13 protein-coding genes are annotated in these 15,966 nt (G+C 33.3%); 10 read left to right on the top strand and 3 right to left on the bottom strand.

What is annotated here, in order from left to right; genetic code table 11:
* Positions 1 to 31 precede the first annotated feature (31 nt).
* The gene (locus ABD940_RS15720; protein ID WP_345205961.1) at positions 32 to 1,162 is read left to right on the top strand and encodes an 8-amino-7-oxononanoate synthase; all 1,131 of its coding nucleotides are present in this window, start codon (positions 32 to 34) and stop codon (positions 1,160 to 1,162) included.
* An 88-nt stretch (positions 1,163 to 1,250) separates the two neighbouring features.
* Here the strand turns inward: ABD940_RS15720 and ABD940_RS15715 are convergent, their stop codons facing one another.
* Positions 1,251 to 2,102, bottom strand: a complete 852-nt coding sequence (locus ABD940_RS15715) for a glycoside hydrolase family 25 protein (protein WP_345206505.1) — start codon at positions 2,100 to 2,102, stop codon at positions 1,251 to 1,253.
* Between the two features lie 76 nt (positions 2,103 to 2,178).
* Here ABD940_RS15715 and ABD940_RS15710 point away from each other — a divergent pair, with 76 nt between their 5' ends.
* From ABD940_RS15710 to deoC, 5 genes are all read left to right on the top strand, one after another.
* A complete protein-coding gene (locus ABD940_RS15710; protein WP_345205959.1) occupies positions 2,179 to 3,438 on the top strand; it encodes an NAD(P)/FAD-dependent oxidoreductase in 1,260 nt (419 codons plus the stop codon).
* Positions 3,435 to 4,106, top strand: coding sequence for a tRNA (guanosine(37)-N1)-methyltransferase TrmD (gene trmD, locus ABD940_RS15705; RefSeq protein WP_345205956.1), 672 nt, complete (start codon positions 3,435 to 3,437; stop codon positions 4,104 to 4,106). The genes ABD940_RS15710 and trmD overlap by 4 nt, the downstream gene beginning before the upstream one ends.
* Before the next feature lie 380 nt (positions 4,107 to 4,486).
* Complete coding sequence (locus ABD940_RS15700; protein WP_345205953.1) at positions 4,487 to 5,422, top strand: endonuclease/exonuclease/phosphatase family protein; 936 nt, start codon at positions 4,487 to 4,489, stop codon at positions 5,420 to 5,422.
* A 30-nt stretch (positions 5,423 to 5,452) separates the two neighbouring features.
* A complete protein-coding gene (locus ABD940_RS15695; protein ID WP_345205950.1) occupies positions 5,453 to 5,923 on the top strand; it encodes an Lrp/AsnC ligand binding domain-containing protein in 471 nt (156 codons plus the stop codon).
* Positions 5,924 to 5,926: 3 nt separating this feature from the next.
* The gene (deoC, locus tag ABD940_RS15690; RefSeq protein WP_345206502.1) at positions 5,927 to 6,673 is read left to right on the top strand and encodes a deoxyribose-phosphate aldolase; all 747 of its coding nucleotides are present in this window, start codon (positions 5,927 to 5,929) and stop codon (positions 6,671 to 6,673) included.
* Between the two features lie 63 nt (positions 6,674 to 6,736).
* Here the strand turns inward: deoC and dusB are convergent, their stop codons facing one another.
* Positions 6,737 to 7,735: a tRNA dihydrouridine synthase DusB gene (gene dusB / locus ABD940_RS15685; RefSeq protein WP_345205947.1), complete on the bottom strand. Its 999-nt coding sequence runs from the start codon at positions 7,733 to 7,735 to the stop codon at positions 6,737 to 6,739.
* Between the two features lie 197 nt (positions 7,736 to 7,932).
* On the opposite strand from dusB, the gene ABD940_RS15680 reads away from it, so the two are divergent.
* Positions 7,933 to 9,711 (top strand): T9SS type A sorting domain-containing protein, encoded by a 1,779-nt coding sequence (locus tag ABD940_RS15680; protein WP_345205945.1) that lies wholly within the window; start codon positions 7,933 to 7,935, stop codon positions 9,709 to 9,711.
* A gap of 110 nt (positions 9,712 to 9,821) precedes the next feature.
* Here the strand turns inward: ABD940_RS15680 and ABD940_RS15675 are convergent, their stop codons facing one another.
* Positions 9,822 to 13,034: a hypothetical protein gene (locus ABD940_RS15675; protein WP_345205943.1), complete on the bottom strand. Its 3,213-nt coding sequence runs from the start codon at positions 13,032 to 13,034 to the stop codon at positions 9,822 to 9,824.
* A 186-nt stretch (positions 13,035 to 13,220) separates the two neighbouring features.
* On the opposite strand from ABD940_RS15675, the gene ABD940_RS15670 reads away from it, so the two are divergent.
* From ABD940_RS15670 to ABD940_RS15660, 3 genes are all read left to right on the top strand, one after another.
* Complete coding sequence (locus tag ABD940_RS15670; RefSeq protein WP_345205942.1) at positions 13,221 to 13,970, top strand: T9SS-dependent surface endonuclease, AS87_RS02955 family; 750 nt, start codon at positions 13,221 to 13,223, stop codon at positions 13,968 to 13,970.
* Positions 13,971 to 14,068: 98 nt separating this feature from the next.
* Positions 14,069 to 14,917: a T9SS type A sorting domain-containing protein gene (locus tag ABD940_RS15665; RefSeq protein WP_345205941.1), complete on the top strand. Its 849-nt coding sequence runs from the start codon at positions 14,069 to 14,071 to the stop codon at positions 14,915 to 14,917.
* A 175-nt stretch (positions 14,918 to 15,092) separates the two neighbouring features.
* Positions 15,093 to 15,953 carry a lamin tail domain-containing protein gene (locus tag ABD940_RS15660; RefSeq protein ID WP_345205940.1) on the top strand — a complete coding sequence of 287 codons (861 nt, stop codon included), beginning with the start codon at positions 15,093 to 15,095 and terminating at the stop codon, positions 15,951 to 15,953.
* The last annotated feature ends 13 nt before the right edge of the window (positions 15,954 to 15,966 follow it).

Below are 15,966 nucleotides of genomic sequence, written 5' to 3'. Positions count from 1 at the left end.
AAGATAAGGCTACATTTGTGTGGCCTTTTTTATGTCATATAATCTAACAATATACAACACAGTTTCAGCTTTGCCTGAAAACTGGAATATCGTCATAGGAAATCATAATATTATGCTTTCCAAAGAATATTTTCATGTCCTTGAAACTTCAAAACCCAAAAATATGCAATGTTATTTTATGGGATTTTTTCAGGATGATATTTTGATTGGCGGAGCTTTATTTCAATATTTGAATTTTATTCAGCATAAAACCTTTCAGAAAAATGAAATGTTTTGCAGTATTAAAAATTTTGCAGCGAAACAGTTTAGTAAAGATGTAATGATTCTTGGAAATAATATGTTGACGGGGCAAAATGGTTTTTATTTTGATGCCTCAAAAATCACTTTAGAAAAGGTAATTCCACTTTTGGATGAAGCGGTGTGTAAAATGCAGAATGAAATCAGGAAAACTTCCTTAATTATTTATAAAGATTATCAGTCGAATTTTGTGAAATATTTTAATGATGAAAATCATAAAACGTATTTCAGGTTTTCTGTTCAGCCGAATATGATTCTGAGTTTAAAAGAAAGCTGGAAAAGGTTTGAAGATTACAGCAATGATTTTTCGAAAAAATATAGAGCCAGATCCAAGTCTGCAAAGAAAAAACTTGAGGGAATTGAAAAAAAGGAATTAGATTTAAATAATATAAAAAGATATCAACCTGAAATAAATTTTCTTTATCAAAATGTAGCTGAAAATGCACCCTTCAACACATTTTTTCTTCCGGAAGATCATTTTGAAAGTATGAAAGAAAATCTGAAGGAAAATTTTAAAATCTTCGGTTATTTTTTAGGGGAAAAATTAATTGGTTTTTATACCCTGATTTTAAATAATGAAGATATTGATACCTATTTTTTAGGCTATAATAAAGAATGCCAGAAAGAAAAACAGATTTATTTAAACATGCTTTTGGATATGGTAGAATTTGGAATTAATCACCAATTTAAAAGAATTATTTTCGGAAGAACCGCTTTGGAAATAAAATCTACGATCGGCGCAGAACCAACTGAAATTTTCGGATTAATAAAGCACAATAATTTTATGGTTAATCCTTTCATGAAAAATATTTTTCCTTCACTTTCCCCAAAAACAGAATGGATTCAAAGGAAACCATTTAAATAATATTTCTTAACACAAACAGCACAAATATTTTTCACAAATAAACACAAATATCTGTGCAAATCTGTGAAATCCGTGGGAGAATAAAAAATCAGTCTAAAGTCAATCTCTTCAAAGACCAAGAACTTCCATTGTAAATATCCAAATCTACTTTTGTGTTAATTCCGTGTACAATTCCGTTTTCTGTAAATTGCCAAAAATCCCAGTCAGAATCGGGCGATGGAGTAGGAACGTCATTGTAATTTGCCAGCCAAAGAGGATAATCATCAAATTCACCTTTCAAAAAGTCTTTATAATAATGATAATACGTGTAAATGATAGGTTTTTCTCCGTAAGTTTCCTCCACGATTTTACACCAGACTTTTAGATCTTCAATTAATTTTTTATTCGTTTTACGTTTCGGAATTTTTTCGATATCTAAAATCGGCGGAAGATCTCCACTTTCAAGCTTTACATTTTCCAGAAAATTATTCGCCTGAATCACCGGATCTTCATCCGCTCTGTAAAAATGATAAGCACCACGAATGAGGTTTTGTTTCTTCGCCTGTTCCCAAAAATCGGAAAAATGTTTGTCAGCATTTCGGTTTCCCATTGTTGCTCTCATGACAACAAATTCCAGTGGAATAATTTTGTTTCCAATCGTTAAACTGTCCCATTTAATATCTTCTTTATTTTGATAATGAGAAATATCAAATCCGTAGGTTTTATCAAGATTATTAGAAAGAATTTTCTGAATTCTCAATGTTTCAGTTTCGTTGTTGTGCAGCTTTTTATGTGTGAATTTATTAAAGTATAATGCGTAATAGTAACTTATTGATTGTTTTAGATATAAACCTGTTCCGATTAACGCAATAATCAGAATTGCCAACACCACTTTTCGGCGGAAAAAATAATTATTCCGACGATTTTTATGAATCTTTTTGGCGGTCTTTTTGCTGTACATCTTTGTGTGATAAAGTTTTGCAAAACTAACTTTTTTCACTTCTAAATGCTAAATAAAATCAGTAAATTTGTGTACTATGGAAACACGCGAAAAGATCATCATTATCGGAGGAGGTTTTGCGGGGCTGCAACTTGCAAAAACGCTAAACAACAAGAACAAAAAAGTAATTGTTTTAGATAGGGTAAATCACCACATGTTTCAGCCTCTTTTTTATCAAGTTGCGTGTGGACGAATTGAACCTTCCAATATTTCCTTCCCGTTCAGAAAAATTTTTCAGCGTTCCAGAAATACGCAGTTTCGTTTGACGGAAGTTAAAGAAATTGATACAGCGAATAACAAAGTTATTACTGATGAAGCAGAATTTACTTATGATAAGCTAATTATTGCGACGGGTTGTAAAACGAATTTTTTCGGAAATAAAGATCTTGCAGGTAAAGCTTTCGGAATGAAAAATACTCAGGAAGCGATAAGTATCAGAAATCATATTTTAATAACTTTCGAAAAGCTCATTCTTGAGAAAAGTCGAAGTGATGATGGAAACTGGAACATTGTAATCGTAGGAAGCGGACCAACCGGAGTAGAATTAGCCGGAGCTTTTGCCGAAATGAAAAAAGAAATTCTTCCGAGAGATTACCCTTACATGAATTTTGATCATCTTCAGATCATTCTGGTAAGTTCTACAGAAAAACCATTAGCTGTAATGAGTCCTGAAGCTCAACAAAAATCTGAAGAATATTTGAAAGATTTAGGAGTGACATTTTTAAGTCAGGAATATGTGACAGACTATGATGGCGACAAAGTTTTCATGAAAAGCGGAAAAACAATTCCTTCTAATAATGTAATTTGGGCAGCCGGAGTCACAGGAAATGTGGTGGATGGTTTTAAGGAAGAAAATTTAGTCAAAAACAGATATATAACAGACAGATATAATAAAATAAAAGGCTACGACAATATTTTTGCGATTGGCGACATTGCTTATATGGAAACTCCAAAATATCCGCAAGGTCATCCACAGGTTGCAAACGTAGCAATTAATCAGGCGAAAAATTTAGGAAAAAATCTTTTGAAGAAGGTTAATGATTGGGTTGAATATGAATATGACGACAAAGGATCATTGGCAACCATCGGAAAACACAGGGCAGTTGTAGATTTACCATTTGTAAAATTTCAAGGATTTTTGGCGTGGTATTTTTGGATGTTCTTACACTTAATGTTGATTTTGAGCGTAAGAAATAAGCTTGCCGTATTCTTCAACTGGATGTGGAGCTACTTCAACAAAGATTCTTCTTTAAGATTAATAATTTCGCCAAATAAGAAAAACGAAACATTACAATGAGAATTGACATTATAAGCGTACTTCCGGAATTGATGGAAAGTCCATTTCAGACTTCTATTCTGAAAAGAGCGATGGATAAAGGATTGGCAGAAGTACATTTTCACCAGTTAAGAGATTGGTCGATCAACAAACACAGACAAATCGACGACGAACCTTACGGTGGCGGAGCGGGAATGGTGATGATGATTGAACCTTTGGATAAATGTATTTCTGAACTGAAATCACAGAGAGAATACGATGAAGTGATTTATCTTACACCGGATGGAGTTACCTTAAACCAAAAAATTGCGAATACACTTTCTATTAAAAATAATCTGATCTTTCTATGTGGTCATTATAAAGGTATTGATCAGCGTTTGAGAGATCTTCATATTACCAAAGAAATTTCTATCGGAGACTACGTTCTTACAGGCGGAGAATTGGCGGCTTGTGTTCTTGCGGATTCTATTATTCGTCTTCTTCCTGGAGTTTTGAACGATGAGCAAAGTGCTTTGACCGATAGTTTTCAGGACGATCTTTTATCACCACCAATTTATACACGACCTGAAGTTTATAAAGGTCTGGAAGTTCCAAAAATCCTTTTAAGTGGAAATTCTGCTAAAATTGAAGAATGGCGTCATGATGAAGCGGTAAGAATTACTCAGGAAAAACGTCCGGATCTATTATAAAAAAATATAACTGAAATTATATTAATCAAGATAAGGTCCTCATTTTAAGCTAAATTATTTAGTGATCGGAATAATTTTTGCTGTAAATTAATTTATGATTAAAATTATTTACGATTATGTTGTTTTAGTAGTTTTTTATTCTAATAAATTTAAATTTCAGATATTAATTTATTTTTATTTTAATAATTAATTTCCTGAAGTGGTTAATAATTTTAATTTTACTTGATTGTTTTATTTAAAATTTCATATAAATTCTAATATTTTGAAGATAAAATTAATATGAAAAATATATAAAATAATTAATGATATATTAAATAAAATAATAAATTTACAGATTCAAACGAAAATGTAAGTTTTAATGAATCAAGAAAAGCGTGTTGATGGAGCTGTTCAGTTTTTACAACGTTGAGAATTTATTTTTACCCGATCCCAAACCAAATCATAAATTAGACCCTACAAATTCGGGACTGAGAAATTGGGACGAACGGAAATATAATAACAAGCTCTTTAAGATAGCTCACGTTTTTCAGCTAATGAAGGAGGAAAATGGCGTATTGCCTTTCATGATTGGTCTTTCGGAGGTTTCCGGAAAGAAAGTTTTGGAAGATCTTGTACAATTAGAACCTTTTAATTCGGAATATGGAATTGTTCATTACAATTCTATGGACGAAAGAAAGGTTGATGTAGCCTTATTGTATGATAAAAATAAAGTTGAGGTAATAGATTCAGAAACTATTACATTCTTTTTTGAGATAATAAGCAAAAACACAGGGAATTACGACACAACTAGGGATGTACTTTATTCAAAAGTAAAATATAAAGGAGAAATTATTAATGTTTTTATCGCGCATCTTCCCTCTAAACGCGAAAAAGATGTTAATAAGCCTAAAAGAGACTTTATACTTAACGAAATCCGCGGGCGGATTTTGGATATCGTGAATGAAGATAAAGAAAATGTGATTTTGTGTGGTGATTTTAACGAGAACCCAGATGATGAAAATTTAGTAAAAATTCTCTATGATGATGAGCATGGAAAGGTATTAGAAAACCCCTTTCAACAGCTTTTTTCCACAAGAAATTATTCTACTTTTCATTATAAATCTGGACTATTGTTTGATCAGATCATATTGTCGAAGTCATTCTTCAATGATAATAATGGTCTGTTGTTTCAGAATGCGGAAATATTCAATTCTGAAAAACTCAGTAGTCGGGACAAAAAATTTGAAGGTCGTCCTTTCCGAACATTTGCCGGAACGCGGTATTTAGGAGGTTATAGTGATCATTTTCCGGTTTTTGTAAGATTCAGAGATTTATAAACAAACGTAAAAACATAAATAAGTAGAAGAATGAAAAATTCAAACAACACAAGTTATCAGTTAGATTCGATTGACAAAGAAATTATTTACATGTTGATGGACAATGCTAAATCATCATTAGCACATATTTCTAAGAATGTAGGAATTTCAACAACTGCAGTTCACCAGAGAATTAAAAAACTTGAACAGGCAGGAGTAATCGAAAATTCGATTTCGTTTCTTAATCCTAAAAAAATAGGGTATAAAGTAATTTCTTACATCGGAGTATTTCTGGATCAGCCAAGTCATTATCCCGATATGGTAAAATCCCTAAAAGATATCAATGAAGTCGTGGAAGCTCATTATACAACAGGAAATTATACTATTTTCTTAAAAGTTCTTTGCAAGGATAATGATCATTTAATGCAGATTCTTAGCAAACTTCAGAAGTTAAAAGGAGTCACAAGAACAGAAACTTTCATATCTTTGGAACAAGGTATTTACAGACAATTGAAAGTATAACAGATTATGAATATTGCTCAATATTTGGATTCAACATATTTGAAAACTCCGGCTCAGTCGGGACTTTCGGATGAAGAAACTTTACAGAAAGATATAGAACTTACCCAAGAGGCGATTGATAACGGAATTTTTGCCGTAATGATCCGACCAGATTATGTATCTGAAATCAAAAAGTATATTCAGGAAAGAAATTCGAATGTTGTAGTAGGAACTGTCATTGGTTTTCATGAAGGAACGTATTCTATTGATGAAAAACTTACGGAAGCTACAAAAGCAATTGCCGACGGAGCAGATGAACTGGATTTCGTCATTAATTATAATGCTTATCTGAAAGGAGATGTAGGTTTAGTAAAAGAAGAGTTTGTAAAATGTACAAAGCTATGTTTGCAGAATCATAAAATTGCAAAATGGATTATTGAGATTGCAGCTTTAACAGACGAACAAATTGCAGATCTTACTAAAAATATTTCCAGTTGGGCAGAAGAAAATTTCCCTGAGAATTATTTAGCTAAAGTTTTTGTGAAATCTTCAACAGGTTTTTATGAAACTACAGATGGAAAACCCAACGGAGCAACATTTGAAGGTATTAAAATTATGCTTGATAATGCAGGAAGGCTTCCTGTGAAAGCTGCAGGAGGTGTAAGAACTCCGGAAGATGCCGAAAAAATGATTAATCTAGGAGTGAAAAGAATCGGAACTTCTTCAGCATTGGGACTAATTAAAAAACAATCTGGTTCAGAAGGATATTAAATCTAAATCATCTATCAAATAATAAAATAAATAAACCATCAAGTAATTTTGATGGTTTTCTTTTTATGCTTGTTGAGCTAAATATTCTGTATAAAATTCCTGAGTCTCGTTGATCAAAGCATCCATCTCCTCTAAAGTATATACTTCTAAGAATTTTTTTCTGAAATCCTTAAAGTGTGGAACCCCACGGAAATAATTGCTGTAATGTTGTCTCATTTCGATAAGTCCTAATTTTTCACCTTTCCATTCTGCACTCCATTCTGCGTGTTGACGGACAGCCAATAATCTGTCTTCAATTTTTGGTGCAGGTAAATGTTCTCCGGTTTTAAAGAAATGTTTAATTTCATTAAAAATCCAAGGATAGCCAATCGCAGCACGACCGATCATAATTCCGTCGCAAGCGTATTTTTGCTTGTATTCCAACGCTTTTTCTGGAGAATCGATATCACCATTTCCAAAAATTGGAATTTCTATATTAGGATTTTGTTTAATTCTTGAAATATGTTCCCAATCTGCCTCACCTTTGTACATTTGAGCACGGGTTCTCGCGTGAATCGTCAATGCCTTGATTCCTGTTTCCTGAAGGCGTTCCGCAACCTCATCAATATTAATGGAAGTACTGTCCCATCCTAAACGAGTTTTTACTGTTACAGGAAGACTTGTAGAACTTACAACAGCTTTGGTAAGACGAACCATTAAATCAATATCTTTCAAAACGCCCGCTCCGGCTCCTTTACAAACCACTTTTTTTACGGGACATCCGAAATTAATATCAACCAAATCAGGATTTACAGTTTCAACAATTCTTGCAGACATTGCCATTGCTTCTTCATCTCCACCAAAAATCTGAATTCCAACTGGTCTTTCATAATCAAAAATATCCAGCTTTTTTCGGCTCTTCATTGCATCACGAATTAGCCCTTCAGAAGAGATAAATTCAGAATACATCATATCCGCACCGTGCATTTTACAAAGTCTTCTGAACGGCGGATCACTCACATCCTCCATGGGTGCAAGTAAAAGCGGAAATTCCGGCAGTTCTATGTTGCCTATTTTTATCATGGCGCGAAGTTACGAAATTCTGTTTTATGTCTTGATAGAGTTTATAAGTGATAATTATCTGAATTTATAAATCTATTTCAAAAGCCTTATTTTATTGGTGTTTTTATGGTTTTATTCATAGTGTGGTATTTAATATTTGGTTAAAATTAGATTTTATTAAATATTTTGTATATATTTAAAATGAAAAAATAATACCTATGAGAAAATTTCTATTTTGCGTAATTACTACAATTGCGGCTGCAAATTTCAATGCACAGATTAGTCTAGCGTCAACTGCTGGAACAATGACAGGAACTTATACTACATTAAAGGGAGCGTTTGACGCTATTAATGCAGGGACACATCAAGGTGCAATTACTATAACGGTTACTGCTAATACAACGGAAACTGCTACTGCAACTCTGAATGCTAGTGGAGGTACAGTGAGTTATACTTCGGTAATGATAAAACCAGGTACAGGAGTGAATGCTACTATCACAAGTGCCGATCCTGCTGCTACAATCAAACTTTTTGGTGCAGATAATGTAACTATTGAGGGAAGTAACAACGGAACCTCTACCCGAAACCTTACTATTAGTAATTCGTATGTTGCAACAACCGGAACAACACCTGTCGTTCTTTGGGTTTCTAGTACGACAACTGACGGTGCTGAAAATGTGACGATCAGAAATACTAATTTTGCCGGTTCTACTTCTGCTGGAACTATTGGTGCGGTTATAGTATCAGGAACTACTTTGGGAGCGGCTGAGGTTTCTAATAATAACTTCTCAGCAATTAATAATACATTTGTGAGAGCGCAAAATGGTATTTTTGCAGTAGGAAATGCTACAAATACAGATACTGGATGGATTATCAGAAACAATGTTGTAGGTTCTACAGTCGTGGCAGATAAAATGTTATTTAGAGGTATTGCAGTTCAAAATGCAAAAAACTTTGAAGTAAGTGGAAATACAATTACAGGTGTTGCTCTTCCTGCAACTTCTACAGGTACTTCTCAAGGAATTTTGATTGGAGCAGCTGTAACCAACGGAACGATTTTCAAAAATAGAATTTCAGATGTTAAGCAACCTAATACATCTGGCTACGGAGCTGTAGGACTTTATATTAATTCAAGTGTTGCTGCTTCTAATTTATTAATTTATAATAATATTATCAATGATATTGCTGGTACTGGTTATTCTTTATCTGGTGGATTAGCAGATAACGGAAATGGTATTGTAATTGGTAATGGTGGTGGTTTTAAGCTTTACTATAATACTGTAGTAATGGATACTAATCAAACCAATGCAGGAAGACCTTCCGCATTAAATATTCTTAGTACAGTAACTGCAGCAGCATCAATAGATCTTAGAAATAATATTTTTGTAAATAAACAAACCCAGACAGGTGACAGATATGCTATTTATTCAGGTGGTGCTAATACGGTATTTTCTAATATTAATAATAATGATTATGCTTCATCAGGTACAGCTTTAGGATATATTGGCTCTGCCAGAACAACTTTAGCAGACATTCAGGCAGGTTTTGGAGGAAATGTTAATTCGGTAAGTGTTTCTCCTGTATTTATTTCTGCAACAGATTTTCATTTAGCAACATCAGGAAATGCAGCTCTTGATAATAAAGGAACATTTGTGGCGGATGTGACAGTTGATGCTGATGGAGCAACAAGAAATGCTACAACTCCAGACCTTGGAAGTTATGAATTTACAAATGTTGTTTTAGCAGTTGGAGATGTCGCAGCTAAAAATAATAAGTTGAACTACTATCCAAATCCTGTTGTTGACTTTATTACGATCAACAATGACAGTAAGATCAAAAATATTGAAGTTTACAACACTGCAGGACAAAGATTGATTAATGAAACTATCAATGCAGAAAAAGGCTCTGTTGATATGAGAAGAGTTCCTTCGGGAGTTTATATCTTAAAAGTAAATTCGGAAAAAGATTCTCAATCATTAAAAGTGATTAAAAAATAAAAACTTAAAACCTAATATTTAAAATTTAAAAACCCCGATTTTTTCGGGGTTTTGTTTTTATGTCTAAAGATTTAGTTTAAATATTACTATGTAAGCAAGACAAGGCTGAATTAAAAACTTGCCTTCACCTGCATACTTCCAATATGAATTGTTCTGTCGCCAGAATTTCTTCCTTCATAATTTAAGTTTAGCTGTAAGAAAGAATTAATTGCCTGTTGAATGAAAACACTCCAAACCTGATTCTTGCCTGGCTTTAAGCCGTCCAACATTTGATTCCCAACGATGCTGAAATTATTTCCGTTGAAATTGTTATTAATGAAAGAGAAGTTTCCTCTGATGGAAGTTTTTCTACGCTCCCATTGGATTGTTCCTGTTACATCAAATGCTTTTAACAGTTCTTCTCCATCCACTCTTTGTTTTTGACGGAATGCGGAAGATAGCTCAGCTTGAATAGCATCTGTGAATTTATAAGTTGCTTTAGGTTTTGTCTCAAAATTATTCAGGCGATAATCTCTCGTCGCAAATAATTGTGATGAATTTTGAATATCATGGACGGAATTTTCCCAGTCTACTCTGAATTCTTTATTGAACCAATATCCAATATTTAAGAAATGCGAAACCTGTTCCCTTTCTTCATTACTGAAATTGGCATTGATGAGGTTGTCGTTCGAGATGAAGCGATAGTTTCCGTTCCAGCCGGATTTATCTGTCGGGCTAAACTGGACTGAAGCTAAAATATTTTGGTTCTTAAGAATTTGATCAGCATTTTTCTCAAAAGGATTTAAAACTAAAACTTTATCCTTTTTATAAAATGAATTTTGTGAATTTAATGAAATATTGAAATTCCAACGTTTTAAAAATTTATTTTCAGAATTGAATATAATTGATGGATTGACAAATAATGCCAACTGAATTTTATTTTTATTCGACGGAATATATCTTACAGAATTTGTATAAACTCTTATATACTGAGCCAAATCAGAATATTCCGCGATTTCGAATTCATCAAGCTGTTGAACACCATCGCCGTTATAATCGGTCCATTTATAAATTCCCTGTCCGTCTGTCACTTTTATATATTGAAATTCTCTCTGCGCTTCCTGTCCGTTTCCAAGCTCGTAGAAAGCCTGCAAACGCATACCATTTTTAAAAAGTTGTTGATTATAAAGAATATTTCCTACCACAAAATCATTATTTCTGGATGCATCAATATCCTGGTTTTGATAGAAGAATTTTCTATAATGAAGCAATACGTTTAAAGTTGTTTTTTCAGTTTTTATAATCTGACTTTCCGCCATAAAACCTAAAATATTGTTCATGCTTTGAAGCCTGTTATCACGAACGGAGTCATTGTCTCGCATGTAAACTTTTGCCAATAATTTTGTTCTTGTACTGTCACCGATTTTTTTCTGAACAAAAATTTCTTTCCAGCTGAAACTTGTGACATCCATCAATTGGGTGTCATTATATGTTTTCTCGTTGTGTTCCATGCTTCCACCAAGAGCCCAACTTCCTTTTTTGCCTGTAAATTCAGTTGATACGCCTCCTCTGATGAATTTTGTATCCTGAAGAATGGCGTTTGTATTTAAGTAAGATAAATTCCCTTTTGTGAAAAATTTTCCTTTAATCCATCCGAAATCAAGATCATTTTTAATTCCTTTATAAGAATCCTGTTCGTCAAGGTAATTGATCCTGTAATTTAAGGTTGATTTATTATTCCATTTATTTAGGAAACTGAAAATAAATCTGTTTTGTGTTCTTCCACTGAATTCCTGAGCCAAGTTGAAATCTCTTGAGAATTCTACGTCATTAATTCTGTCCAGAATATGGAACTGTTTGTCAATATATTGATATTCAAAATTCGGAGTTCCTTTCCAGTTATTTTTAGAGAAAGTTTTATTCCCGAAAATTCTCCATGCATAACCGATATTTTGCTGAGAATCTTTTGAAGAAAATAAATTCACGTCATAATTACTCAAAGAAATATCTGCCCCTATTTTTCCATCTTTCAATAAATATTCGGAATTTAAAGAGTAAACCTGTGATTTCTCCGGTGAAGGCAGTTTTCTTACGGCTCTGTAATCTCCCATGTTTGGACCGACATATTCAAAAACACGTCCATTGTTGGTTGTTTGAGCTATTTTATATTCTCCCAAATTAGAGCCGAAATACGTGTAAGAAACCGTGTAAAGTGTTTGTATAGCATCCGTTGAAAATTCATAATAACTTCCACCCGGACTCTGAACCAAACGATATAAAATTTTATTAACATCATATTCAGTTATAACGCCGGAAGGAGCATACATCAGATTTGGATTGTTTCCAGCTTCAGCGAGAATTTTTTGATCTTCAGGAGAAAGATTTAGGGAAAGTGGTGCATTTTTATTGTCATTTTCCATGAACCAGTTTAAACCTAATCTTAATTTTTCTCTTTTATGTTCAACTTTTCCCGTGAATAAATATCTGGAATAATTTCTGTTCGCGTAATTGTAAGAAATAGTAATGAAGTTCTGTTGGAAAATCGGTCTGAAACTGGTAAAAGTAACTTCTCCGGTATTATAATTAATAATGTAATCCTGATTTTCTCCACGCTTCATCAAAATACCGTCAATAAAAACCTGCTCAGAACCTGAAATCAATGTGATAAACTGTTCGCCGTTTTTACCGGTCAAACGATAAGGTCCCTGATTTCCTTCAACCCCTTGGAAACGAATTCTGTGAAATTCACTTCGCGCCACACCCATAGAAACATCAACGAAAGTTTTATTTTCTTTTCCAAATTCTGTCTGGAATTCAAGCCCCATGCTTCGTCTCTGGTATTTTGCAAAATAATTCTTAGCTTCAACCAAATCTAAATGTCCGGCTCTAAGAATTGATTTGTCCTTAATGTTGAGCTGCATGTAAATTTTGTCGAATTCCTCCAAAGTCTGCGTATATCCGTCTGCCTGAATCGGCAAATTATGATCTGAAATACTGGCAAGAATAGTCACATCTTTAGAAAGTCGACCGGAGATCTGCAAATCCATTGAACTTTGAACAGACTGACCTTGATTATTACCAAAAGTAATTCCACGAATGATTGATCCTTTTGAATTTAGCTCTCCTAAAAATCTTTTTTTATCATTTTTGGCAAGAACACCTTCATCTACAATAATTCTGTTATTAGTTTTAACAAAATCCATTGTGTCTTTAGCAAAAATATCCTGCTCAAATTTCAGAGCAAGAATGCTGTCCTGTCTTATGCTGTCTTGCTTTAAACTGTCTTGAGGAAGGTTAGGATTTTTCCACGTGAAAACTTGGGCATTGGTAATTGTTATGCCCATAAATAATAACACGAATAATAAAATAAAATTCCGCAAGAACTTAAAAATAATTGGTAAAAATAACTAAAAATTGGTTACAATTATGGTTTTAGCATTATTAACAAAAATTTACACAAATTATTGTGCTAAAAATAAAAACGAGGCTAATTTAGCGGTGTAAATTATTAATAATTAAATATTAAAATCATGAAAAAGATTTATTCTCTTTTTGCAACAGTAATTTTTGCTTCTACGGTTTGTGCTCAGATTTTTAGTGCAAACTTTAGTGATTTGAATGGAACTGGAGGAAACGATGGTTCTTGGAGCGGTAATGTAGGGACAAGTTCTCTTAATACATACACTTCCGCGGGATGGACTTTTGGATCGGCTGGAGGAGCCGCGCAATGTGTAAAAGCTGGTTCGGGAAGTAATCCGGGATCTGTAACTACACCAGTTTTGGCAGGTCTTTCGGGAAATGCAGCTGTCAGCTTCAGAGCAGGAGGTTTTGGTACAGATGATACAACTTTAACAGTTTCTGTAACTGGCGGTGGAAGTGTGAGTGGAACAAAGACTTTTACACTTACTAATGGAGCGTTTACTACATTCAATACAAGTATTACAGGAGGAACGGCTTCTACAAAATTAGTATTTTCTTCTTCAGCGGGAGGCAGAAGATTTTTTATAGATGATATTATTGTTTCTGCAGGTAGTGTTCTTGCTGTTTCAGATATTAAAGGAAATAAAGTATCTCTTGTAAAAAATACATTAGTAGATAATAATATTGTATTCGGAACGAAATCTGAAATTAAAATTTTTGGAGCTACTGGAAATTTAGTTAAAACAGCATCGGTTTTTGAAAACGAGGTTTTAGATATTTCAGGTCTTCCGAAAGGGAATTATATTGTTTCAGGAATCGTAGCAGGAAAGCTTATTTCAGAGAAAATTCTTAAAAAGTAACTTTAACAATGTGTTAAATATGACCACCATTTGATATAAAATGGTGGTTTTTTTGTAATTTTGTTTTCGTAAATTATTAATAATTAAATTTTTAAATCATGAAGAAGATTTATTCTTTATTTGTTGCATTAGCAACAACGACAGTTATGTTCGCTCAAACGACTATAACTCAATGGAATTTTGATGCAAGCTCAAATGCTCCTTCAACAGGTTCTGGAACTGCTACTATTCTTGCAGCAACTGGAACGCCATCTTTTCCTGGAGGAAATCCAGCAGCTGGTAAAGCTTGGAGTACTACTGGGTTTCCAGCTCAAGGAACTGGTTCAGGAACGGCAGGATTTAATTTTGCAGTTAGTACTGTAGGTTATACAGGTATTTCTGTATCTTTAGATATTTCTGGCTCTAATACAGGATCAAAGTACTTCCAAATGCAATATACTACTAATGGGTCTACTTGGACAAATATTGGTTCTGCTACAGAAATTGGAGCTACAGGTGCTACGCCTGCAACATGGGTAACTATGACAAATGCAATACCAGCTGTAGCGAATAACAATGCTAACTTTGCTGTCAGAGTTGTATCTGTTTTCGATCCAGCTAACAATGCTACTTACACTGCAATTGGAGCAAGCAGTTCATACGGAACTGGGGGAACTGCAAGAGTTGATAATGTAACAATTTCAGGAACATCAGGTTCATTAGCTGTTTCTGATTTATCTTCTGTAAAAGGAAGCTTCGTGAAAAACACTTTCGTAAAAAACAATGAAATCACTTTCGGAGCTGAAGCTAAAGACGTGAAAGTTTACAACATGTTCGGACAGATTGTAAAATCTGCTTCTGTTAAAGAAAATGAATCTGTAAGCGTTGCAGAATTGGCAAAAGGGAACTATATTGTAACAGGTACAGTAAATAACAAGCCGGTTTCTCAGAAAATCTTGAAAGACTAAGAAATTAGTTTTTAATCATAATATAATCTCCGTTTCTTTTTGAAGCGGAGATTTTTGTTTTTGATACGTGACAGTATTTGATTGATAATTATTTATGTAATTCCCTTTGGAAGAGTATTTCATGAAGGTGGTATTGTTTTTGTATTTTTTCAATGACAACACAAAATAAATTATCATGAGAAAAACTTTTACTCTTATCGTATTCTTTTCCTTTATAATATTTAATGCTCAGATTGTAATTAATGAAATATATGGAGGCGGCGGAAATTCTGGTTCTTCCCTGAAAAATGATTATATCATTCTGAAAAATATAGGTTCTGAAACATCTTCCTTAAACGGAGCAACAATACAATATGCTTCTGCATCAGGAAAGTTCAACCAATATCACACTTTACCGAATATCGTATTAAATCCGGGACAAAGTTTTCTTATTCAGGAAGGTACAAGTGGTGGTGGTGCAACTGATCTTCCAACTCCTGATTTTATTGCAACTGATATTTTGAATTTTGATGGTTCATCAAATTCTTCTTTTGGGTTGCAAATTGCAACTAATTCAGGAAAAGTAGCCTTAGTAAATAATTCAACGCAAATTACAGATCTGAAAAGTTCAAGTATTATGGATTTAGTTGAATACGGAACAACTGAAAATCAATTGACAAATTCGGAATCAATACCTTCGCTTTCATCAACTACAGCACTTAGAAGAACCTCGGATAATTTACCAAATAACAATTTTATTCTTACAACTCCAAATCCGATCAATTCAACATATGGAAATCCGGCAATTGCAGATGTTGATTATAATTATTCAAAATTCAATTTTATCGTTAATTCTTTTGTGAAAGAAAATAACGAAGTTGTTTTTGGAGGAGAGGTTCAGGATGTAAAAGTTTATAATGAATTCGGGAAAGTTGTTTTAAAATCTCCTACTAAAACTGCATCTGGTTTAAATCTTATTGAACTTCCGAAAGGAAAATATACAGTTACGGGCATGATTAATAATTCTCCTGTTTCTCAACAAATTGTAAAAGATTAAAGTTAGTTTTTAG

The sequence above is a fragment of the Chryseobacterium ginsengisoli genome, from assembly GCF_039542325.1.
Classification (GTDB): Bacteria; Bacteroidota; Bacteroidia; order Flavobacteriales; family Weeksellaceae; genus Chryseobacterium; species Chryseobacterium ginsengisoli.
Note: the sequence above shows the minus strand (reverse complement) of the source record. Positions and strands in the feature narration are given on the sequence as shown.